The organism is Streptomyces ovatisporus, assembly GCF_042653885.1.
GTDB classification, from domain to species: Bacteria; Actinomycetota; Actinomycetes; order Streptomycetales; family Streptomycetaceae; genus Streptomyces; species Streptomyces ovatisporus.
In genome coordinates this window covers 348,240-370,147 of record NZ_JBHSFH010000006.1, presented here as the reverse complement: position 1 = coordinate 370,147, position 21,908 = coordinate 348,240, and the positions used below count along the sequence as shown (strand labels likewise).

22 protein-coding genes are annotated in these 21,908 nt (G+C 71.2%); 20 read left to right on the top strand and 2 right to left on the bottom strand.

Going from position 1 to position 21,908, the window contains the following annotated elements; translation table 11 throughout:
- Positions 1-10: 10 nt before the first annotated feature.
- From hisS to ACFPA8_RS12825, 3 genes are all read left to right on the top strand, one after another.
- Entirely contained in the window at positions 11-1,273 is a 1,263-nt protein-coding gene (gene hisS / locus ACFPA8_RS12835) for a histidine--tRNA ligase (RefSeq protein ID WP_386447098.1), read from the top strand.
- 77 nt (positions 1,274-1,350) lie between these two features.
- Positions 1,351-1,980, top strand: coding sequence for a vitamin K epoxide reductase family protein (locus tag ACFPA8_RS12830; protein ID WP_386447648.1), 630 nt, complete (start codon positions 1,351-1,353; stop codon positions 1,978-1,980).
- A gap of 68 nt (positions 1,981-2,048) precedes the next feature.
- The gene (locus ACFPA8_RS12825; protein WP_386447095.1) at positions 2,049-3,419 is read left to right on the top strand and encodes a replication-associated recombination protein A; all 1,371 of its coding nucleotides are present in this window, start codon (positions 2,049-2,051) and stop codon (positions 3,417-3,419) included.
- A 72-nt stretch (positions 3,420-3,491) separates the two neighbouring features.
- On the opposite strand, the gene ACFPA8_RS12820 is transcribed toward ACFPA8_RS12825, so the two are convergent.
- Positions 3,492-4,358 (bottom strand): DUF2470 domain-containing protein, encoded by an 867-nt coding sequence (locus tag ACFPA8_RS12820; protein ID WP_386447092.1) that lies wholly within the window; start codon positions 4,356-4,358, stop codon positions 3,492-3,494.
- A gap of 53 nt (positions 4,359-4,411) precedes the next feature.
- Here ACFPA8_RS12820 and rpsD point away from each other — a divergent pair, with 53 nt between their 5' ends.
- The 15 genes from rpsD (at position 4,412) to nusB (ending at position 19,061) form a co-directional block, all read left to right on the top strand.
- Positions 4,412-5,023 carry a 30S ribosomal protein S4 gene (gene rpsD / locus ACFPA8_RS12815; RefSeq protein ID WP_368073245.1) on the top strand — a complete coding sequence of 204 codons (612 nt, stop codon included), beginning with the start codon at positions 4,412-4,414 and terminating at the stop codon, positions 5,021-5,023.
- Positions 5,024-5,433: 410 nt separating this feature from the next.
- Entirely contained in the window at positions 5,434-5,898 is a 465-nt protein-coding gene (locus tag ACFPA8_RS12810) for a DUF948 domain-containing protein (RefSeq protein WP_386447088.1), read from the top strand.
- 7 nt (positions 5,899-5,905) lie between these two features.
- Positions 5,906-6,244, top strand: coding sequence for a DUF6167 family protein (locus tag ACFPA8_RS12805; RefSeq protein WP_386447086.1), 339 nt, complete (start codon positions 5,906-5,908; stop codon positions 6,242-6,244).
- Positions 6,244-8,916: an alanine--tRNA ligase gene (gene alaS, locus ACFPA8_RS12800; RefSeq protein ID WP_386447083.1), complete on the top strand. Its 2,673-nt coding sequence runs from the start codon at positions 6,244-6,246 to the stop codon at positions 8,914-8,916. The genes ACFPA8_RS12805 and alaS overlap by 1 nt, the downstream gene beginning before the upstream one ends.
- Positions 8,916-9,380, top strand: a complete 465-nt coding sequence (gene ruvX / locus ACFPA8_RS12795) for a Holliday junction resolvase RuvX (protein WP_386447080.1) — start codon at positions 8,916-8,918, stop codon at positions 9,378-9,380. Before alaS ends, ruvX begins: the two co-directional genes overlap by 1 nt.
- Positions 9,381-9,502: 122 nt before the next feature.
- Positions 9,503-11,218 carry an endolytic transglycosylase MltG gene (mltG, locus tag ACFPA8_RS12790; protein WP_386447077.1) on the top strand — a complete coding sequence of 572 codons (1,716 nt, stop codon included), beginning with the start codon at positions 9,503-9,505 and terminating at the stop codon, positions 11,216-11,218.
- Positions 11,218-12,090 (top strand): shikimate dehydrogenase, encoded by an 873-nt coding sequence (locus ACFPA8_RS12785; RefSeq protein ID WP_386447074.1) that lies wholly within the window; start codon positions 11,218-11,220, stop codon positions 12,088-12,090. The genes mltG and ACFPA8_RS12785 overlap by 1 nt, the downstream gene beginning before the upstream one ends.
- Positions 12,091-12,293: 203 nt before the next feature.
- On the top strand, positions 12,294-13,478 hold the full coding sequence (gene aroC / locus ACFPA8_RS12780; protein WP_386447072.1) for a chorismate synthase: 1,185 nt from the start codon (positions 12,294-12,296) through the stop codon (positions 13,476-13,478).
- A complete protein-coding gene (locus ACFPA8_RS12775) occupies positions 13,475-13,990 on the top strand; it encodes a shikimate kinase (RefSeq protein WP_386447069.1) in 516 nt (171 codons plus the stop codon). The genes aroC and ACFPA8_RS12775 overlap by 4 nt, the downstream gene beginning before the upstream one ends.
- Complete coding sequence (gene aroB / locus ACFPA8_RS12770; RefSeq protein ID WP_386447067.1) at positions 13,987-15,087, top strand: 3-dehydroquinate synthase; 1,101 nt, start codon at positions 13,987-13,989, stop codon at positions 15,085-15,087. The genes ACFPA8_RS12775 and aroB overlap by 4 nt, the downstream gene beginning before the upstream one ends.
- Positions 15,084-15,518, top strand: coding sequence for a type II 3-dehydroquinate dehydratase (gene aroQ / locus ACFPA8_RS12765; RefSeq protein WP_386447065.1), 435 nt, complete (start codon positions 15,084-15,086; stop codon positions 15,516-15,518). Before aroB ends, aroQ begins: the two co-directional genes overlap by 4 nt.
- Positions 15,519-15,661: 143 nt before the next feature.
- Positions 15,662-16,672: an AAA family ATPase gene (locus ACFPA8_RS12760; RefSeq protein WP_386447063.1), complete on the top strand. Its 1,011-nt coding sequence runs from the start codon at positions 15,662-15,664 to the stop codon at positions 16,670-16,672.
- Positions 16,673-16,867: 195 nt separating this feature from the next.
- Entirely contained in the window at positions 16,868-17,995 is a 1,128-nt protein-coding gene (locus tag ACFPA8_RS12755; RefSeq protein ID WP_386447060.1) for a M24 family metallopeptidase, read from the top strand.
- A 71-nt stretch (positions 17,996-18,066) separates the two neighbouring features.
- Positions 18,067-18,633 (top strand): elongation factor P, encoded by a 567-nt coding sequence (gene efp, locus ACFPA8_RS12750; protein ID WP_386447057.1) that lies wholly within the window; start codon positions 18,067-18,069, stop codon positions 18,631-18,633.
- A 2-nt stretch (positions 18,634-18,635) separates the two neighbouring features.
- Entirely contained in the window at positions 18,636-19,061 is a 426-nt protein-coding gene (nusB, locus tag ACFPA8_RS12745) for a transcription antitermination factor NusB (RefSeq protein WP_386447054.1), read from the top strand.
- A 184-nt stretch (positions 19,062-19,245) separates the two neighbouring features.
- Here nusB and bldD read toward each other — a convergent pair whose 3' ends face one another.
- Positions 19,246-19,746 (bottom strand): transcriptional regulator BldD, encoded by a 501-nt coding sequence (gene bldD, locus ACFPA8_RS12740; protein ID WP_028431622.1) that lies wholly within the window; start codon positions 19,744-19,746, stop codon positions 19,246-19,248.
- A gap of 228 nt (positions 19,747-19,974) precedes the next feature.
- Here bldD and pyrR point away from each other — a divergent pair, with 228 nt between their 5' ends.
- On the top strand, positions 19,975-20,613 hold the full coding sequence (pyrR, locus tag ACFPA8_RS12735) for a bifunctional pyr operon transcriptional regulator/uracil phosphoribosyltransferase PyrR (protein WP_386447052.1): 639 nt from the start codon (positions 19,975-19,977) through the stop codon (positions 20,611-20,613).
- A gap of 260 nt (positions 20,614-20,873) precedes the next feature.
- Positions 20,874-21,908 (top strand): aspartate carbamoyltransferase catalytic subunit, encoded by a 1,035-nt coding sequence (locus ACFPA8_RS12730; RefSeq protein ID WP_386447050.1) that lies wholly within the window; start codon positions 20,874-20,876, stop codon positions 21,906-21,908.

Below are 21,908 nucleotides of genomic sequence, written 5' to 3'. Positions count from 1 at the left end.
GAGATCTTCCGTGAGCACCTTCAAGGCCCCCAAGGGCACCTACGACCTGGTCCCGCCCGAGTCGGCGGACTTCCTCGCCGTGCGCGAGGCGCTCTCCGCGCCGCTCCGGCGCGCGGGATACGGCTACACCGAGACGCCCGGCTTCGAGCAGGTCGAGCTGTTCGCCCGGGGCGTCGGTGAGTCCACCGACATCGTGACCAAGGAGATGTACACCCTCACCACCAAGGGCGGCGACGAACTCGCCCTGCGTCCCGAGGGCACCGCGTCCGTCCTGCGCGCGGCTCTGGAGGCCAGCCTCCACAAGAGCGGCAACCTTCCGGTGAAGCTCTGGTATTCGGGTTCGTACTACCGCTACGAGCGCCCGCAGAAGGGCCGCTACCGGCACTTCTCGCAGGTCGGCGCCGAAGCGATCGGCACCGAGGACCCCGCACTCGACGCCGAGTTGATCATCCTCGCCCACGACGCGTACCGGTCGCTCGGGCTGCGCGACTTCCGCATCCTGCTCAACTCCCTGGGGGACAAGGAGTGCAGGCCGGTCTACCGCGCGGCGCTCCAGGAGTTCCTGCGCCGTCTCGACCTGGACGAGGACACCCGCCGCCGCATCGAGATCAACCCGCTGCGCGTGCTGGACGACAAACGGGAGAGCGTGCAGCGTCAGTTGACGGACGCGCCGATGATGCGCGACCACCTCTGCGAGGGCTGCAAGGCCTACCACGAGCAGGTGCGCGAGCAGCTGACGGCGGCGGACGTCCGTTACGAGGACGATCCCCGGCTCGTGCGCGGCCTGGACTACTACACGCGCACCACCTTCGAGTTCGTGCACGACGGCCTCGGCTCCCAGTCGGCCGTCGGAGGCGGCGGACGCTACGACGGCCTGTCGGAGATGCTCGGCGGGCCGCCGCTGCCTTCGGTGGGCTGGGCCCTGGGCGTCGACCGTACGGTCCTGGCCCTGCGGGCAGAGGGCGTCGAGCTGCAACTGCCTTCCGCCACGGACGTGTTCGCGGTGCCGATCGGCGACGAGGCACGGCGTGCACTCTTCCGGGTGGTCACCGCGCTGCGCCGGGAAGGGATCGCTGCCGACTTCGCCTACGGCGGCAAGGGGATGAAGAACGCCATGAAATCGGCCAACCGATCCGGCGCACGCTACGCGCTGCTGGTCGGCGAACGGGACCTGGCCGAGTCGGTGGCGCAGCTCAAGGATCTGCAGAGCGGCGAGCAGACCGCCGTACCGCTTGACCGAGTGGTGTCCGAGGTGGGCGCGAAACTCGCCTGAGCGGAAGGGCCCTGGTGCACAATGAGCGGCACACGGGGCAGACCAGGACCGGACGACGGGATACAAGGGCTATGACCATGACGGCACCCCTCGACGAAGCTCGCACGGACGCGGACGAGCCCTCCGGGGGCGCCGTGGGCGCCGGCCGCGCCTTCGCCGTGATGCTGGTGATCACGGGACTGGCGGGGATCCTCGCGTCCTGGGTCATCACGCTGGACAAGTTCTCCCTGCTGAAGGACCCGGATTTCGATCCCGCGTGCAGCTTCAACCCGATCGTCTCCTGCGGCAGTGTCATGAAGAGCGAGCAGGCGGAGGCGTTCGGTGCGCCGAACCCCATGATCGGGCTGGTCGCCTACGGCATCGTCGTCTGCGTCGGCATGAGCCTGCTCGCCCGTGCGCGCTTCCCCCGCTGGTACTGGCTGACGTTCAACGCCGGCACGCTCTTCGGCGTCGGCTTCGTCACCTGGCTCATGTACCAGTCGCTGTACAACATCAACGCCCTGTGCCTGTGGTGCTGTCTGGCGTGGGTCGCCACGATCGTCATGTTCTGGTACGTCACCGCGCACAACGTGCGCAACGACTTCCTGCCCGCGCCGGCTGCCGTGCGCGGTTTCGTCGAGGAGTTCCCGTGGGTGCTGCCGGTGCTGCACATCGGGGTCATCGGCATGCTGATCCTGACCCGCTGGTGGGAGTTCTGGACCAGCTGACGGGCGTCGGCCGGCGCACTTCAGGCGGCCCGCGCCGGTTGTCATACCCGTGACTTAGGGTTTCGGGCGTGGAAGCCGACCTGTTCACCGCAGCCGCCGAGGAACGCCAGGCACAGGACCCCTCGGCCAGCCCCCTGGCCGTGCGGATGCGCCCCCGCACCCTGGACGAGATCGTGGGCCAGCAGCACCTGCTGCGCCCCGGCTCTCCGCTGCGCCGCCTGGTCGGGGAGGGCGTGGGAGGCCCGGCCGGACCCTCCTCGGTGATGCTGTGGGGCCCGCCGGGCACCGGCAAGACCACGCTGGCCCACGTCGTCAGCCGGGCCACCGACAAGCGCTTCGTGGAGCTGTCGGCCATCACGGCCGGGGTGAAGGAGGTCCGGGCCGTCATCGAGAGTGCCCGCCGCTCCTCGGGCGCGTACAGCAAGGACACCGTCCTCTTCCTGGACGAGATCCACCGCTTCAGCAAGGCGCAGCAGGACTCGCTCCTGCCCGCGGTGGAGAACCGCTGGGTCACGCTGATCGCCGCGACCACGGAGAACCCGTACTTCTCGGTGATCTCCCCGCTGCTCTCGCGCTCGCTGCTGCTCACCCTCGAAGGTCTCACCGATGACGACGTGCGGGCACTGCTCCGCCGTGCCGTGGAGGAGGAGCGCGGCCTGGGCGGCGCGGTGACGCTGCCGGACGAGTCGGAGGACCACCTGCTGCGCATCGCGGGTGGCGACGCCAGGCGCGCGCTGACGGCGCTGGAGGCGGGCGCGGGCGCCGCCCTCGCCAAGGGCGAGAGCGAGGTGGGCCTGGCCACGCTGGAGGAGGCCGTCGACCGCGCCGCGGTGACGTACGACCGCGACGGCGACCAGCACTACGACGTCGCCAGCGCGCTCATCAAGTCCATCCGCGGCTCGGACGTGGACGCCGCGCTGCACTACCTGGCCCGGATGATCGAGGCGGGGGAGGACCCGCGCTTCATCGCGCGCCGCCTGATGATCTCCGCGAGCGAGGACATCGGCATGGCAGACCCGCAGGCCCTGCAGACGGCCGTCGCAGCCGCCCAGGCAGTCGCCATGATCGGTTTCCCGGAGGCCCGCATCGCCCTGGGCCAGACCGTCGTCGCCCTCGCCCTGGCCCCCAAGTCGAACGCCGCCTATCTGGCGATCGACGCCGCGCTGGCGGACGTACGGGCCGGGCTCGCCGGGCCGGTCCCGACGCACCTGCGCGACAGCCACTACAAGGGCTCCGCGAAGCTGGGCCACGGCAAGGGCTATCAGTACCCGCACGACCTGCCGGGCGGGATCGCCGCCCAGCAGTACGCCCCGGACGCCGTCCACGGCAAGCGTTACTACGAGCCGACGCGCTACGGCGCGGAGGCCCGCTACGCGGAGGTGGCCGAACGGGTACGGGAGCGGCTGCGCGGGGCGGGCCCGGCGCCCGACGAACGCTGAGCCCTGCCGCCTGCCGCCTGCCGCCTGGCCGTCCGCCGCCTGCCGCGTGCTGCCTGGCTTGCTCCGGGCCGGCTACTGGCTGCCCGGTCGCTCCGCCGCGGTCTCGAAGAGCAGCCGCATCGCCTGCCGCAACTGCGCCACGTCGCCCACCGGTTCGGGGAACTCGAACCTGGCGTCGAAGTACGCGTCGCTCCGGAACCCCTCCAGGGCGCAGAAGCGCACGCGCATCCCGAAGCGGTCCACGGACAGCGGCACCGCGCATCCGCCCGCAGCCGCACACGCGGCTGTGCGGTCGCCCAGGAGACCGCACAGCCCGCGCATCTGCTCGTAGTGCGAGGCCGCCAGGTGCTGGAGCAGTTCCGCCTCGTGAGGCGCGAGCGGATCGGGTGCGGCGGATGCGAAGTCGTCCGGCTCGACCTGCTCCGCTCCCCACAGATCGTCGACGAACGCCTCCCCGACCTCCAGCCGCAGCAGCATCCACGCCGCGTCGGCGGGCATCGGCCCGGCGGGGTGGCGGTCGGCGATCAGCCGCGCGCAGGCAGCCCGCTGCTCCGGGCGTACGGGCGTGAGCCAGCCGGCGATCCAGGCCCGGCCGCGGATGCGGTGCGGGACCGTCACCGGTGCGACGTCGGTGATCTCCATCACCGCGGTCACCTCGTCGCCGGCCGCGTGCTCCACGAGCTGCGCCGCGGGCGAGGCGGCGGGGACCAGCAGGACCACGTCACCGTCGGAGGTGACGGCCCGCGCTTCCGGACTGCCGAATCCGGGCGGAATGTCCTCCGGCGACCGGGCTGAAGGAATGTCCAGCGCGGCCGATACGCTGGATTCCACGAGGGTTCGTACACGCTCTGCGGCAGTTGGAGCCGCGGCGTCTTCCACGGGACGCGGCTGTCCCCGTCCGGCGTCGGAGCCGGGCAGGGGAATCCCAGGTCGATACATGCGTTCTCCTCCGCTAAGGTAAGGCTCACCTAACTTACATGGAGGTCCGTTCAGTGAACCAGTCGCGTCCCAAGGTCAAGAAGTCGCGTGCCCTCGGCATCGCGCTGACCCCGAAGGCCGTCAAGTACTTCGAGCAGCGCCCCTACCCGCCGGGCGAGCACGGCCGGGGCCGCAAGCAGAACAGCGACTACAAGGTGCGGCTGCTGGAGAAGCAGCGGCTGCGCGCGCAGTACGACATCAGCGAGCGGCAGATGGTCCGCGCCTACGACCGTGCCCGCAAGAGCGGCGGCAAGACCGGTGACGCGCTCGTCATCGAGCTGGAGCGCCGACTGGACGCTCTGGTCCTGCGCTCCGGCATCGCCCGCACCATCTACCAGGCCCGTCAGATGGTCGTGCACGGCCACATCTCGGTGAACGACCGGAAGGTCGACAAGCCCTCCTTCCGCGTCAGGCCGGACGACGTGGTCAAGGTCCGCGAGCGCAGCCGTGGCAAGCACCCCTTCCTGGTCGCACGCGAGGGCGGTTACGCCCCCGACGGTGAGACTCCGCGCTACCTCGAGGTCAACCTCGAGGCGCTCGCCTTCCGTCTGGACAGGGAGCCCAACCGCAAGGAGATCCCTGTGGTGTGCGACGAGCAGATGGTCATCGAGTACTACGCACGCTGAGTCCGCGCGACTCCGCCGGGCCGCGCCGAGGGCGCCTCGCCGCCCACGGCGCAGCGTCCCGGGACCGGCCGGCACAGCCCGCCTGCCTCCCGTCGAACTGCCCGTCCGGCGGCGGCACGGCGGGCTGCCGCGTTCCGCCGCCCCTGCGGTGGACGTCCGACTGCCCGGCACCGCTGGGCAGTTCACCTTTTTCCGCGGGGACCCCGCCGCCGCGGCCCAGCAGTTGGCCGTCGGCAGGACCGGCGGCACACCGGCCTGCAGAACGCGCGGCGACTTCGTCCCGGGCGCCCTCCGTGCTGCAGGAATGCGGTACGGCCGAGGTCTCCCGTCGCGATAAGGTCGGAGTATCCGCCGCCGCGCGGGTCCGGCTTCCACGGCGTGGAGCAGCCAGGGCGGCGGCCGACCCCGAAATGACCCGAGGGAAGCGGTGCAGCGTGTCCGGTGGAGAAGTGGCCGGTCTCCTGGTGGCCGTCTTCTGGGCGATTCTGGTCTCGTTCCTCGCCGTAGTGCTGGTGAGGCTCGCGCAGACGCTCAAGGCGGCGACCAAGCTGGTGACGGGCGTGACAGAGCAGGCGGTTCCGCTGCTCGGTGAGGCATCGGCGACGGTGCGCTCGGCCCAGACCCAGCTGGACCGTGTGGATGCGATCGCGACGGACGTGCAGGAGGTGACCTCCAACGCCTCCGCGCTCTCCTCCACGGTCTCCACCACCTTCGGCGGGCCGCTCGTGAAGGTCGCAGCCTTCGGCTACGGCGTACGGCGCGCGCTCGGCCGCAAGAAGGACCTCTCCGCCCGGCCGCCCGCTCCGCGCAAGGTGGTCCTGAGCCGCACGCTTCCCGCGGCGCGGCGGGGCGGCCGCAAGCGCGGAAGGAGCTGAGGCGCCGATGTTCCGCCGTGCTTTCTGGTTCACCACCGGCGCCGCAGCGGGTGTCTGGGCGACCACCAAGGTCCAGCGCAGGCTCCGTTCGCTCGCGCCGGACGCGCTCGCCGTCCGGGCCGCGGACAAGGCAGTCGACACCGGCCACCGCCTCAAGGAGTTCGCCCTCGACGTCCGCGCCGGTATGGCCCAGCGCGAGAGCGAGTTGAACGACGCCCTGGGGCTCGACGTCCCGCCGGACGGTGATTCCGCGGGGCAGCTTCCCGGCCGGCCCCCGGGCTGTCAGCTCGGCCCCGCACAGCCGCAGGGCCGCCCCCGACCGTACGACCGAAACGAGGACCACTGATGGAGTCGGCTGAAATCCGCCGCCGCTGGCTGCGCTTCTTCGAGGAGCGGGGGCACACCGTCGTGCCGTCGGCGTCACTGATCGCGGACGACCCGACGCTGCTGCTGGTCCCCGCGGGCATGGTGCCCTTCAAGCCGTACTTCCTCGGCGAGGTCCGGCCGCCCTTCGAGCGCGCCACCAGCGTCCAGAAGTGCGTGCGCACGCCGGACATCGAGGAGGTCGGCAAGACGACCCGGCACGGCACGTTCTTCCAGATGTGCGGCAACTTCTCCTTCGGCGACTACTTCAAGGAGGGCGCGGCGGAGTACGCCTGGGAGCTGCTGACCACTCCCCAGGACAAGGGCGGCTACGGCCTGGACCCGGAGCGGCTGTGGATCACGGTCTACGAGGAGGACGACGAGGCCGAGCGCATCTGGCGTGACGTCGTGGGCGTACCGGCCGAGCGGATCCAGCGGCTGGGCAAGGAGGAGAACTACTGGGACATGGGCGTCCCGGGCCCCTGCGGCCCCTGCTCGGAGATCAGCTACGACCGCGGTCCGGAGTTCGGCCCCGAGGGCGGGCCCGCCGTCAACGACGAGCGCTACGTCGAGCTGTGGAACCTGGTGTTCATGCAGTACGAGCGCGGTCCGGGCGAGGGCAAGGACTACCCGATCGTGGGCGACCTGCCCAGCCAGAACATCGACACGGGTCTCGGCTTCGAGCGGCTCGCGATGGTCCTCCAGGGCGTGCGCAACATGTACGAGATCGACACCTCGCGCATGGTCCTCGACAAGGCGACCGAACTGACCGGCGTGCGCTACGGCGACGCCGAGCAGTCCGACGTCTCGCTGCGCGTGGTGGCCGACCACATCCGCACCGCCATCATGCTCATCGGCGACGGCGTCACCCCGGGCAACGAGGGCCGCGGCTACGTGCTCCGCCGCATCATGCGCCGCGCCATCCGCAACATGCGCATCCTCGGCGCGAGCGGCCCCACCGTCGCCGAGCTGACGGACACCGTCATCAAGGCCATGGCACCGCAGTACCCGGAGCTGGAGACCGACCGCAAGCGCATCGAGACGGTCGCGCTCGCCGAAGAGGCCGCCTTCCTCAAGACGCTGCGCTCGGGCACCAACATCCTCGAGGCCGCGGTCAGCGACACCCAGGCGTCCGGCAGCGATGTGCTGCCCGGCGAGAAGGCCTTCCTGCTGCACGACACGTGGGGCTTCCCGATCGACCTCACTCTGGAGATGGCCGCCGAGCAGGGCCTGTCCGTCGACGAGACCGGCTTCCGCCGCCTCATGCAGGAGCAGCGGGAGCGCGCCAAGGCCGACGCGAGGGCCAAGAAGCAGGGGCACGCCGACCTCTCCGCCTACCGCCGGATCGCCGACGCCGGCGGCACCACCGATTTCACGGGCTACCACCACACCGGGGGTGAGGCATCCGTCGTCGGACTGCTCGTCGACGGGGTCTCCTCGCCCGCCGCCCACGAGGGCGACGAGGTCGAAGTCGTCCTGGACCGCACGCCGTTCTACGCCGAGGGCGGCGGCCAGCTCGCCGACACGGGGCGCATCCGGATGGAGAGCGGCGCGGTGGTCGAGGTCCGCGACGTGCAGCAGCCGGTCACGGGCGTCCACGTGCACAAGGGCGTCGTGCAGGTCGGTGAGGTCACCGTCGGCTCCGGCGCGTACGCGGAGATCGACGCGGACCGCCGCCGCTCCATCGCCCGCGCCCACAGCGCGACGCACCTCACGCACCAGGCCCTGCGGGACGCTCTCGGGCCGACGGCCGCCCAGGCCGGTTCGGAGAACTCTCCGGGGCGTTTCCGGTTCGACTTCGGCTCCCCGGCGGCCGTTCCGGGGACGGTCCTCACCGACGTCGAGCAGAAGATCAACGAGGTGCTGGCGCGCGAACTGGACGTCAACGCCGAGTACATGGGCATCGACGAAGCCAAGAAGCAGGGCGCGCTGGCCGAGTTCGGCGAGAAGTACGGCGAGCGGGTGCGCGTGGTGACCATCGGCGACTTCTCCAAGGAGCTGTGCGGCGGCACCCACGTGCACAACACCGCGCAGCTGGGCCTGGTGAAGCTGCTGGGGGAGTCCTCCATCGGTTCGGGCGTGCGCCGCGTCGAGGCACTCGTGGGCGTGGACGCCTACAAGTTCCTCGCCCGCGAGCACACGGTGGTCTCGCAGCTCACCGACCTGCTCAAGGGGCGTCCCGAGGAGCTGCCGGAGCGGATCTCCTCGATGGTCACGCGCCTGAAGGACGCCGAGAAGGAGATCGAGCGCTTCCGCGCCGAGAAGGTGCTCCAGGCCGCCGCGGGTATCGCCCGGGGTGCCGCGGACGTCCGGGGGGTGGCCCTGGCCGCCGCCCAGGTGCCGGACGGCACCGCTGCCGACGACCTGCGCACGCTGGTACTGGACGTGCGCCAGCGCATCACCGGCGGCCGGGCCGCCGTCGTCGCGCTGTTCGCGGTGACGAACGGCCGTCCGCTGACCGTCATCGCCACCAACGAAGCCGCGCGTGAGCGCGGACTCAAGGCCGGTGACCTGGTGCGGGGCGCCGCCAAGGCGCTCGGCGGCGGGGGCGGCGGCAAGCCCGACGTGGCGCAGGGCGGTGGCCAGAACCCGGACGCCGTCGGGGAAGCCATCGCCACTGTCGAGCGGCTGGTGGCAGAGAGCGGCCCGGCCTGATGAGGCGGGGCCGGCGCCTCGCCGTCGACGTCGGGGACGCCCGTATCGGGGTGGCATCCAGCGACCCCGACGGGTTGCTGGCGACACCGGTCGAGACGGTGCCCGCGCGTGATCTCCCCGCTGCGCAGCGGCGGTTGGCCTCGCTGGTGACGGAGTACGAGCCCATCGAAGTGGTCGTCGGACTTCCTCGCTCCCTGAAGGGGGGCGAGGGGCCGGCGGCGGCGAAAGTCCGCGGGTTCGCGGAGCAGTTGGCGAGGAAGATCACACCCGTGCCGGTGCGGCTGGTGGACGAGCGCTTGAGTACAGTCACGGCGGCACAGGGCATGCGTGCTTCCGGCGTGAGCTCCAAGAAGGGCCGCTCACGCATCGATCAGGCTGCGGCGGTGGTCATTCTGCAGAGCGCCCTGGAGACTGAACGGATGTCAGGCAGTCCGCCCGGCCAATGCGTCGAAGTGGTTGTCTGATCGCGATACGGTAACGTTCCCGCGACACGGCAGCCGCCGGGAGGCTCGCGCACCACGGGTGTGCGGGCGTCTTGCCTCGTGTGTGTTCGGAACGGTTGCCGTCCGGCAGATCTAGGGGATCGATGACTGAGTATGGCCGGGGGCAGGACGTCCCACCGTGGCATCCCGATGACCCGCTGTTCGGGGACCCGGGGTGGGAGGGACGCCGCCGCACCTACCAGAACGACGGGGACACCTACGCGGGCCAGTACACCGGCCAGCACCCCGATCCGTACGGCACCGGTCAGCATCAGGTTCCTCAGCAGCAGGGCTACTACCAGCAGCAGCCGCAGAACTTCCAGGGCGGCCAGGGGCAAGGCCGGCCCTACGGTGATGGCCAGGGCGGCCAGGGCGGCTACGACGGCGGTGGTCACGGTGGTCACTACGACCCCGGCTACGGCATGGGCGCCACCGATCCCCGCGGAATGCAGCCCGTGGCCGACCCTTACGACACCGGCGCGCAGCCCGGCTACTACGCCGCCCCGGGCGGCTACCCTCCCGGCCACCCTCAGCAGCAGGGCCCTCCCGGGCAGTTCGCGGGCCCCGGACGCCAGGCGGGCCCCGGCGGGTTCCACGGCGGGCCGGGCGGCCGGCCCGCCGGACCCGACGCGGATCCGGAGACCGGCTGGGACCCCGGACCCGACCAGGGCGAGCACGCGTTCTTCGCCGACCAGGACGACGACGGGACCGACGACGGCGAGAACTCCGACCGCAAGGGCAGCCGCAGCGGCCGCAAGGGCACCGGCGAGAAGAAGAAGCGGAACGGCTGCGCGTGCTTGGTCGTGTCGCTCGTGCTCGCAGGCGGTGTCGGAGCGGCCGGCTATTACGGGTACGACTTCTACCAGGCCCATCTGGCCCCGGCGCCCGACTTCTCCGGCGAGGGTTCCGGCCGGGCACAGGTCAAGATCCCGGACGGTGCCTCCATCGCGGACATGGGCGACGCCCTGCAGAAGGCGGGCGTGACCAAGAGCGCCCGCGCGTTCGTCGAGGCCGCCGAGGCCGACTCCAAGGCGAACGGCATCCAGCCCGGGACGTACAGCCTGCGCAAGGAGATGTCGGGGGCGGCGGCGCTGAAGCTGATGCTCGACCCCGCCAGCCAGAACGGTCTGATCATCTCCGAGGGCCTGCGGGCGAAGAAGATCTACCAGCTCGTGGACGAGAAGCTGGGCGAGCCGGCAGGGACGACGCAGAAGGCCGCCAAGAAGGCCGACCTCGGACTGCCGCGGTACGCGGAGGGCAACCCGGAAGGGTTCCTCTTCCCCTCGCGCTACAGCGTCGGCGAGGAGAGCGACCCGGCGGACGTGCTGCGTGAGATGGTCCAGCGGGCCAAGGCCGAGCACACGAAGGTGAATCTGGCCGCCGAGGCGAAGAAGGTGGGCAAGACACCCGAGGAGATACTGGTCATCGCGTCCCTCATCCAGGCGGAGGCGCAGCAGGACGAGGAGTTCGGCAGGGTCTCGCGGGTGATCTACAACCGGCTGGAGAAGAACATACTGCTCCAGTTCGACTCGACCATCAATTACGCCAAGGGCCGTTCGTCGCTGGAGACTTCGGTCGAGGACACGAAGTTCGACTCGCCGTACAACACCTACCTCAACCGGGGGCTCCCGCCGGGCCCCATCGACAACCCCGGTCACCAGGCCATCGAGGCGGCGCTCAACCCGACGAAGGGCAACTGGATCTACTTCGTCACCGTCAAGCCGGGCGACACCCGCTTCACCGCGAGCAAGGCCGAACACGACCGCAACGTGCAGGACTTCAACAGGGAACAGCGCAAGAAGAAGGAGAACGGCGGCTGATGGAGCGGCACCACCCCGTACGGCCGGCCCCTGAGGCGTCGACGGCCGTACGGCGCGCCGCAGTTCTCGGCAAGCCTGTCGCGCACTCGCTCTCCCCGGTGCTGCACCGTGCCGCGTACGGGGCGCTGGGCCTGACGGGCTGGACGTACGAGCGCCGCGAGGTGGACGAGGCCGGCCTCGCTGCCTTCCTCGGCGGTCTCGGCCCGCAGTGGGCGGGCCTGTCGCTGACGATGCCGCTGAAGCGGGCCGTCCTTCCTCTGCTGGACGAGATCAGCGGCACGGCGGCGTCCGTCGAAGCCGTCAACACGGTCCTCTTCCCGGGTGACGGGCGGCGCATCGGCGACAACACCGACATTCCGGGCATGCTCGCGGCCCTGCGGGAGCGGGGGATCGAGCGCGTCGAGAACGCGGCGATTCTCGGCGCGGGGGCCACCGCGTCCTCCGCGCTGGCGGCGCTCGCCCGGATCTGTGCGGGCGAGATCACGGCGTACGTACGCAGCGAACGGCGCGCCGGTGAGATGCGGGGCTGGGGCGAGCGCCTCGGTGCGCCCGTGCGGGTCGCCGCCTGGGCGGACGCAGCCGAGGCGCTGACGGCCCCGCTGGTGATCGCCACGACTCCGGCGGGCACCACCGACGCGCTGGCGTCAGGCGTCCCGGCGCGTCCGGGCGCCCTCTTCGACGTGCTCTACGCGCCGTGGCCGACCGCGCTGGCCGCCGCCTGGTCGCGGCGGGAAGGCACCGTACTCTCGGGCCTCGACCTGCTCGTGCACCAGGCCGTACTCCAGGTCGAGCTGATGACCGGACGCTCGCCCGCACCGCTCGCCGCCATGCGCGCGGCCGGGGAAGAGGCACTGCACGCGCGTACGGCGTGAGTGCGCGGTCGCCGTGGTGACGGCATGCCGGAACGGTGCGGCCGCCCGTCCGCTCCGCGCAGTCCCCGGGATACGCCGTCCGGCCTGTGGACGGGCGGCGGCCACGCTCCTCTCACGTGGCAAGATCGGGGGCAGAGCCGGAGAGGACCGGCAAGGCCGCAAGGGCCGCCGAGAGCGCCGAGGCGCAAGATCGAGGAGCACCGTTGAGCAGGTTGCGCTGGCTGACGGCGGGGGAGTCGCACGGCCCCGCACTGGTGGCGACGCTGGAAGGACTCCCTTCCGGTGTGCCCGTCACCACCGACATGGTGGCGGACGCGCTGGCACGGCGGCGGCTGGGTTACGGACGCGGCGCCCGGATGAAGTTCGAGCGCGACGAGGTCACCTTCATCGGCGGTGTCCGGCACGGACTCACCCTCGGGTCCCCGGTCGCGATCATGGTGGGCAACACGGAGTGGCCGAAGTGGGAGCAGGTCATGGCGGCCGATCCCGTCGATCCCGAGACGCTCGCGGGGCTGGCCCGCAACGCGCCGCTGACCCGTCCGCGTCCCGGGCACGCCGATCTCGCCGGCATGCAGAAGTACGGCTTCGACGAGGCACGTCCCGTACTGGAGCGGGCGTCGGCGCGGGAGACGGCGGCGAGAGTGGCGCTGGGGACGGTCGCGCAGTCGTATCTGAAGGAGACCACCGGCATCGAGATCGTCTCCCACGTTGTCGAACTCGGCGCCGCCAAGGCGCCTTACGGGCTCGTTCCGCAGCCCGGCGACGTGGAACGCCTGGACGCCGACCCGGTGCGCTGCCTGGACGCCGACGCGAGCAAGGCCATGGTCGCCGAGATCGACCAGGCACATCAGGACGGTGACACCCTGGGCGGCGTGGTCGAAGTGGCGGCGCACGGCGTGCCGGTGGGCCTCGGCTCCCACGTGCACTGGGACCGCCGTCTCGATTCGCGGCTGGCCGGAGCGCTGATGGGCATCCAGGCCATCAAGGGCGTCGAGCTGGGCGACGGCTTCGGCCTGGCGCGCGTCCCCGGCTCGAAGGCGCACGACGAGATCGTGCCCGGTGAGGGTGGTCTGCGGCGCAGTTCCGGCCGTTCCGGCGGCACCGAGGGCGGCCTCTCCACAGGTGAACTCCTGCGCGTACGGGCCGCGATGAAGCCGATCGCGACGGTGCCGCGGGCGCTGGCCACCGTCGATGTCGCGACAGGTGAGGAGACCCGCGCACACCACCAGCGCTCCGACGTGTGCGCCGTGCCCGCCGCCGGAATCGTGGCGGAGGCGATGGTCGCGCTGGTGCTGGCCGATGCGGTGGCGGAGAAGTTCGGCGGCGACAGCGTCCGGGAGACCCGCCGGAACGTGAGCGGCTTCCTCGACGGGCTGGAGATCAAATGACCGGGCCCGCAGTGATCCTCGTCGGCCCGATGGGCGTGGGCAAGACGACCGTCGGCGAGCTGCTGGCCCAGCGGCTGGGCACGGTCTGCCGGGACACGGACCAGGACATCGTCGAATCGGCGGGCAAGCCGATCTCCGAAATCTTCCTCGACGAGGGCGAGGAACACTTCCGCGAGCTGGAACGTGCCGCCGTACGCACCGCCCTTGCCGAGCACACCGGTGTGCTGGCGCTGGGCGGCGGGGCCGTACTCGCCCCCGAGACCAGGGAGTTGCTGGCGGGGGCCCCCGTCGTCTTCCTGGAGATGGACGTGGCGGAGGCCGTCAAGCGCGTCGGTCTCGACGCGCCACGGCCGCTGCTGATGATGAATCCCCGCAAGCAGTGGCGGGAACTGATGGACGCGCGCCGTCCCCTCTACACGGAGGTCGCCCGCGCCGTCGTCGGCACCGGGGACCGCACCCCGGACGAGGTCGCCGACGAAATTCTCGACGTCCTGGAGCTGAAGCAGTCATGACCAGCACGACCCCGGCGCCCACCCGTATCACTGTGGGCGGCTCCGCCGGCACACAGCCCTACGACGTACTCATCGGCCGCCGGCTCCTCGGCGAACTGCCGGGGCTGATCGGCACATCGGCGAAACGGGTCGCCGTGCTGCACCCCGAGGCTCTGGCCGAGACCGGCGGCGTGCTGCGCGAGGACCTCGAATCGCAGGGCTACCAGGCCATCGCCGTTCAGCTGCCCAACGCCGAGGAGGCCAAGACGGCCGAGGTCGCGGCGTACTGCTGGAAGGTCCTGGGCCAGACCGGCTTCACCCGCAGCGACGTCATCGTCGGAGTGGGCGGCGGGGCGACGACGGACGTCGCCGGCTTCGTCGCCGCGACCTGGCTGCGCGGCGTGCGCTGGGTCGCCGTACCGACGACGGTCCTGGGCATGGTGGACGCCGCCGTCGGCGGCAAGACCGGCATCAACACCGCCGAGGGCAAGAATCTCGTGGGGGCCTTCCACCCGCCCGCCGGGGTGCTGTGCGATCTCGCGGCGCTGGAGTCGCTGGGTGTGCACGACTACGTCGGCGGTCTCGCGGAGGTCGTGAAGGCTGGATTCATCGCCGATGCCGTCATCCTCGACCTGGTCGAGGCCGATCCGGAGGCCGCCCGCACGCCCGAGGGTCCGCACACCGCGGAGCTGATCGAGCGCTCCGTCAAGGTCAAGGCGGAGGTCGTCTCCGCGGACCTGAAGGAGTCCGGCCTGCGCGAGATCCTCAACTACGGGCACACACTCGCCCACGCCATCGAGAAGAACGAGCGCTACGAGTGGCGGCACGGCGCCGCCGTCTCCGTGGGTATGGTCTTCGCAGCCGAACTGGGGCGGATCGCGGGCCGGTTGGACAACGCCACCGCCGAACGGCACCGCACCGTGCTCCGGTCGCTCGGCCTTCCCGTCACCTACCGCGGGGACCAGTGGCCCAAGCTGCTGGAGACGATGCGGGTCGACAAGAAGTCCAGGGGGGACATGCTCCGCTTCATCGTTCTCGACGGCCTGGCGAAGCCCTCCGTACTGGAAGCGCCCGATCCGGCCATGCTGCTCGCCGCGCACGCGGAGATCGCCGCATGAGCCGCCGCGTGTTCGTCCTCAACGGCCCCAACCTCGGCCGTCTCGGCTCCCGCGAACCCGACGTCTACGGATCGACGTCCTATGCGGACCTCGTCGAGCGGTGCACGGCCCTCGGCGAGGAGCTGGGCTTCGCGGTGGAGGTGCGCGAAACCAACGACGAGGGCGAGTTGATCCGCTGGCTGCACGAGGCGGCCGACGGCAAGATCCCCGTCGTCATCAACCCCGGCGCGTTCACGCACTACTCGTACGGGATGCGCGACGCGGCCTCGCAGCGGACCGCACCGCTGATCGAGGTGCACATCTCCAACCCGCACGCCCGGGAGGAGTTCCGGCACACCTCCGTCATCTCGGAGGTCGCCAGCGGCACGATCGCGGGGTTCGGCATCGGCAGTTACGAACTCGCTCTGCGTGCCCTCCCGAACGGGCTCTGAGGCGCTCGCGCGGCTGCCGGGCACCGTATGCGCTCCTCGACCGTTCAACGGGAAACGGAGTCGGCGGTACGGTCCGGTACTGTCACACCATCATGGCGCTGCGGGGGCAGCGTCGGCGGACGCGAGATGGAGTTGGGGAGCTGATGCAGCAGTACGGGGCGCAACAGCCCGGCCCCGCGCCGGACTCCCGGCTGGGGTTCCACGACGGCCGGCGCCCCCCGTACCCCGGACAGGCACCGCCGCCCCCGCCGCCTGCGCAGCCGCACTCCGTGCCGCAGCCGGGATGGCCCGGCGGTCACGCCCAGCAACCGCCGCCACCCCAGCCCCCCGCGCAGCCACCCGTGCAGCCCCCCGTGCCGGGGCCGCCGGCTGCCCCCGCACCGCCGCACGTCCCCGCAGCGCCCCCTCCCGCGCAGCCGCACGCCCCAGGAGCGCCGCCGCCCGTGCCCGCCGCCCCGGCGCGGCGGCCCGACGGACGGCCCGCGAACGACATGGACGTGCCTCCGTCCGAGACCACCGGGCACCTCACGCTCTCCAGGGGCGCACCCGTCGAGATTCCCGCCCCCGACACCGACCCCGCCCAACTCGACGCGACCCGCGCCGCGGTGGCCGTGCTGCTGATCGGTCCGGCGGGCGCGGGCAAGTCGACGGTCGCGCGTTACTGGGCGGACCGCCGCGCGGTGCCGACCGCGCACATCAGCCTCGACGACGTGCGCGAGTGGGTCCGCTCCGGCTTCGCCGACCCCCAGAGCGGCTGGAACGACCACTCCGAGGCGCAGTACAGGCTCGCCCGCCGGACATGCGGCTTCGCCGCCCGCAACTTCCTGGCCAACGGAATCTCCTGCATCCTCGACGACGCCGTCTTCCCCGACCGGCCGGTGGTGGGTCTCGGCGGCTGGAAGAGGCACGTCGGGCCCGGCATGATCCCGGTGGTGCTGCTCCCGGGGCTGGAGATCGTCCTGGAGCGCAACGCCGCCCGCAGCGGCAACCGGCGCCTCAGCGACGAGGAAGTGGCGAACATCCACGGACGCATGGCCGGCTGGTACGGCTCCGGCCTGCCGATCATCGACAATTCCCGGCAGGACGTCGCGACGACGGCCCGGATGCTCGACGACGTCGTCGCCCGCAGCCTGGCGAGCCCGCCGCGCTGGTGACGTGCGACGAGCCCGGGAGGGCGGAGCTCTTCTGCTGCCCGTGCAGCCCTGCCCGTACGGCCGTCACCGCCTGCGCCCCGGTGCAGCAGGGACGGTGTCCAGGGAGCCGCCCTGGGGGCGGGCGCCGCGGGACCCGTCGCCCGCACGGCCCCGCAGGAACTGCCCTCGCGGCCCGGTCTCCGTACGCTCGGCAATATGTCCGAGGTCCACGTGGCTCGTCGCGCCCTGCTCCGCGAGCGTTGCGCCGCCAACTCAGCGCAGGCCGGTCACGCCGACGCGCTACTGGTCACGCGGCCCGCCAACATCCGCTATCTGACGGGCCGTCCGCCTGACGGAGCGGCGCTGCTGCTCGGCGCCGACGGCACGGACACGCTGCTCGGTCCCGCCGCCGCCGATCCCTCGCACCGCCATGCCGGCAGCAGGCCCGCCGACGAACTGCGCACGGTGGCCATCCAGTCCCCGGACGGCGACACGGCGGTGGCCGCAGCCGACCTCGCCGCTTCGGCGGGGGCACGCAGTCTGGCCGTCGAGGAGCACCACCTCACCGTCAGCCGGTACCGGGCCGTGGATTCCGTCGCCGGACTCCATCTGACGCGTCTGACGTGCTCCGTGGAGGCGCAGCGGGTCGTGAAGGACCAGGAGGAGATCGCGGCTCTGCGTACCGCCGCGGAGATCACCGACCAGGCACTGGGCGAGCTGCTGGAGTCGATCCTGGTCGGACGCACCGAACGGCATCTCGCTCTCGAACTGGAACGCAGACTCATCGACCACGGGGCCGAAGGCTCCGCCTTCCCGACCTCGGTCGCCACCGGACGCAATTCCGGTCTCGCCCACCACCGGCCCACCGACCGGCGCGTGGAGGAGGGCGACTTCCTCTCCGTGCGGCTGGGTGCCCGCTACCACGGCTACTGCTGCCAGATCGGCCGGACCTTCGTCATCGGCACGGCTCCGGACGACTGGCAAGTCGAGTTGTACGACCTCGTATTCGCCGCTCAGCGCGCGGGCCGCGAAGCCCTCACACCGGGTACGGCCTGCAGCGACGTCGACCGTGCCACCCGTCAGGTGCTGGACGGGGCGGGGCATGCCGAAGCGCTGGGTTCCGCGACGGGATACGGGCTGGGTCTGGAAATCGGTGAGGACCCTCGGCTGTCACCTGGGGCCATGGGTAAACTCGACGCTTGTGTGCCGGTCACCATCGAGCCCGGGGTCCATCTACCGGGCCAGGGCGGTGTCCGGATCGACGACACGCTCGTCGTCCGCCCCGCGGCGGACGGCGGACCCGAGCTACTCACCATCACGACCAAAGAGCTGCTCGCTCTCTAGCCCCTGACGGGCGGGAGTGCCGCGGCAGCCCTCTGGTTCCCGCAGCAGCAGTCTCAGGAGATTCCGCAACCGTGGCATCCACGAACGACCTCAAGAACGGCATGGTGCTCAAGCTCGACGGCGGCCAGCTCTGGTCCGTCGTCGAGTTCCAGCACGTCAAGCCCGGCAAGGGGCCGGCCTTTGTCCGTACGAAACTGAAGAACGTCATGTCCGGCAAGATCGTCGACAAGACGTTCAACGCGGGCACCAAGGTCGAGACGGCGACCGTGGACCGACGCGGCATGCAGTTCTCGTACAAGGACGGCGAGTACTTCGTCTTCATGGACATGGAGACCTACGACCAGATCCACATCACCCCGGAGATCGTCGCCGAGACCGCCAACTACCTCCTGGAGGGCTTCGAGGCGACGGTCGCCATGTACCAGGGCGAGGCGCTCTTCGTCGAACTGCCCGCGGCGGTCGAGCTGACGATCGAGCACACCGAGCCGGGAGTTCAGGGTGACCGCTCCACCGGCGGCTCCAAGCCCGCACGCCTGGAGACGGGTTACGAGGTCGGTGTTCCCCTCTTCATCACGACGGGTGAAAAGATCAAGGTCGACACCCGTTCCGGCGAGTACCTCGGCCGGGTGAACAGCTAACCGTGGCTGCCCGTAACAAGGCCCGTAAGCGTGCCTTCCAGATCATCTTCGAGGCGGACCAGCGCGGCGTCGCCGCGACGGACGTCCTCGCCGACTGGATCCGGCACGCCGGGACCGACGACCGGCATCCGCCCGTCGGCGAATACACGATGCAGCTCATCGAGGGATACGCGCAGAACGCTCCGCGCATCGACGAGCTCATCTCGACCTACTCGGTGGGCTGGACGCTGGACAGGATGCCGGTGGCAGACCGCTGCATCCTGCGTCTGGCGGCCTACGAGCTGATCTGGTCGGAAGAGGTGCCCGAAGCGGTCGTCATCGACGAGGCCCTGGCCATCGCCAGGGAGTTCTCGACGGACGAGTCGCCTCCGTTCATCAACGGCCTGCTGGGCCGCCTGCAGGACCTCAAGCCGACGCTTCGGCGCTGACCGGCAGGAGCAGCCGGAGCTCCGCCCGAACACGGGAGCTCCGCGACGCGAAAACAGAAGCCGCCGCCTGTGGCCGACCCCGGAAGGGGCCGGCCACAGGCGGCGGCACGTTTCTTCGGCCCGTCCGGGCCGGTCAGACTCGCACGTCGGGCTCAGACTCGCACGTCGGGCGGAGGAAGGCCGCTCACGCGTCTTCGTGGGCCACCGCGCGGCGTGCGTCGGCGTCGAGCACGCCCCAGCTGATGAGCTGCTCGGTCAGCACCGAGGGGGACTGGTCGTAGATGACGGCGAGCGTGCGCAGGTCGTCCTGCCGGATGGACAGGACCTTGCCGTTGTAGTCGCCTCGCTGCGACTGGATCGTGGCTGCGTACCGCTGGAGCGGGCCGGCCTTCTCGGCCGGGACGTGGGCGAGCCGCTCCAGGTCCAGCACGAGCTTCGGCGGCGGCTCCGCGGCACCTCCCGGGGTGGTCCCCGGAAGCAGTTCCTGGACGGGCACACCGTAGAAGTCGGCCAGCTCGGCGAGGCGCTGAACTGTGACGGCGCGGTCTCCGCGCTCGTACGAACCGACCACGACCGCCTTCCAGCGGCCCTGGGACTTCTCCTCGACACCGTGAAGGGAGAGGCCCTGCTGGGTGCGGATGGCGCGGAGCTTCGCTCCGAGCTGCTTGGCGTATTCGCTGGACATATCGCTCCCCGCGTACGAGAAAGTGGTAACTCACTGTGAGGTTACGCAGCGTAATGTCCGCCGTCAAGCCGAACGCCGAGTAGCTTTGCCGAGGTGAGCGGAACATGCCCTTCCGTGGCCCGCCAGGGGCGCCCTCGGGGCTTGTGCACGCCCCTGCTACCGTTTGGGTGACAGCTCAGACGTCCTTTAAGGCCCGTCCCGTGAGGCGGGGAAGGAGGTCCTTTCCGTATGGACTCAGGCAACAGGGGTGCCGCCGCAGGCCGCCCCGTACTCGAGGCGCCCGACATCGCGCGCGTCCTCACCCGCATCGCCCACGAGATCGTCGAACGCGCCAAGGGCGCCGATGACGTGGTGCTTCTCGGAATCCCCACCCGTGGTGTCTTCCTGGCCCGGCGCCTGGCCGCGAAGCTCGCGGAGATCACCGGCCGGCCGGTGCCGCACGGTTCGCTCGACATCACGATGTACCGCGACGACCTCAGGCTCGGCCCCGCCCGCACCCTCGGGCACACGGAGATCCCCGGCGACGGGGTGGACGGCCGGCTGGTCGTCCTCGTCGACGACGTCCTCTTCTCCGGGCGTACGATCCGTGCCGCGCTGGATGCGCTGGGTGACATCGGGCGTCCCCGCGCGGTCCAGCTCGCCGTGCTTGTCGACCGCGGTCACCGCGAGCTTCCCATCCGCGCCGACTACGTCGGGAAGAACCTGCCCACCTCGCTGCGGGAGACGGTCAAGGTCCAGCTCACCGAGGAGGACGGCCGCGACGGCGTGCTGCTCGGAGCCGCCGGAGCCGCCGGAGCCGCGGCCGGTGCCGAGGAGCCCGTCACCGTCCGGTCCGCACCGTCCGACCCCGGGCACGCGGAGCGCTAGGGGCAGCCAGGTCGGCCCCGGGACACCCTCCTGCCACGCTGCCGGCCGCACCGGCCCGCCCCGGCCGTGAACCGCCTCACACCTCGGCGGCCTCCCCGGCACCACTCCGGCGAGCCCGCAAGCGGCGGCAAGCAGCCGACGCAGCCGAGTGCAGCCGCCCGCGGCCGCACGGCCCAAATGCAGCCACATCGATCGAGCTCAGCCCACGACACCCGCACGCCTGACCTCCGCCCCCGGGCACCCACCCACGGAAGGCAACGATGAAGCGTCACCTCATCTCGGCCGCCGACCTCACCCGCGACGACGCCGTGCTGATCCTCGACACCGCCGAGGAGATGGCCCGGGTCGCGGACCGGCCGATCAAGAAGCTGCCGACTCTGCGCGGCCGCACCGTCGTCAATCTCTTCTTCGAGGACTCGACGCGCACCCGCATCTCCTTCGAAGCGGCGGCCAAGCGTCTCTCGGCGGACGTCATCAACTTCTCGGCCAAGGGCTCCTCCGTCTCCAAGGGCGAGTCGCTGAAGGACACCGCGCTCACGCTGGAGGCGATGGGCGCGGACGCCGTCGTGATCCGCCACCACGGCTCGGGGGCGCCGCACCGGCTCGCCACCTCCGGCTGGATCGGCGGCTCCGTCGTCAATGCGGGGGACGGCACCCACGAGCACCCCACGCAGGCGCTGCTGGACGCGTTCACCATGCGCCGCCGCCTCGCGGGAGGCGAGGGGGACCTGGCGGGGCGGCGGATCACGATCGTCGGCGACGTGCTGCACAGCCGCGTCGCCCGCTCGAACGTGTACCTGCTGAGCACGCTCGGGGCGGAGGTCACCCTCGTCGCACCGCCGACGCTGGTGCCCGTGGGGGTCGGGGCGTGGCCGTGCGAGGTGAGCTACGACCTCGACTCCGTCGTCGCCAAGTCCGACGCCGTGATGATGCTCCGCGTCCAGCGCGAGCGCATGAACGCGGCGTTCTTCCCGACGGAGAGGGAGTACGCCCGGCGCTACGGCCTGGACGGGCAGCGGATGGCGCGGATGCCCGAGCACGCCGTCGTGATGCACCCCGGCCCGATGAACAGGGGCATGGAGATCACCGCCGAGGTCGCCGACTCGCCGCGCTGCACCGTCGTCGAGCAGGTCGCCAACGGCGTCAGCATCCGCATGGCCGTGCTGTACCTGCTGCTGGGCGGCGCCGAACCCGCCGTCTCGGGCTCCCCTTCCGCGGAGGCCGCGGTGCCCGCCACAGAGCCCTCCGCAGTGCCCTCCACCGAGAACGCCGCCCGTACCGAGGAGAACGAGTAA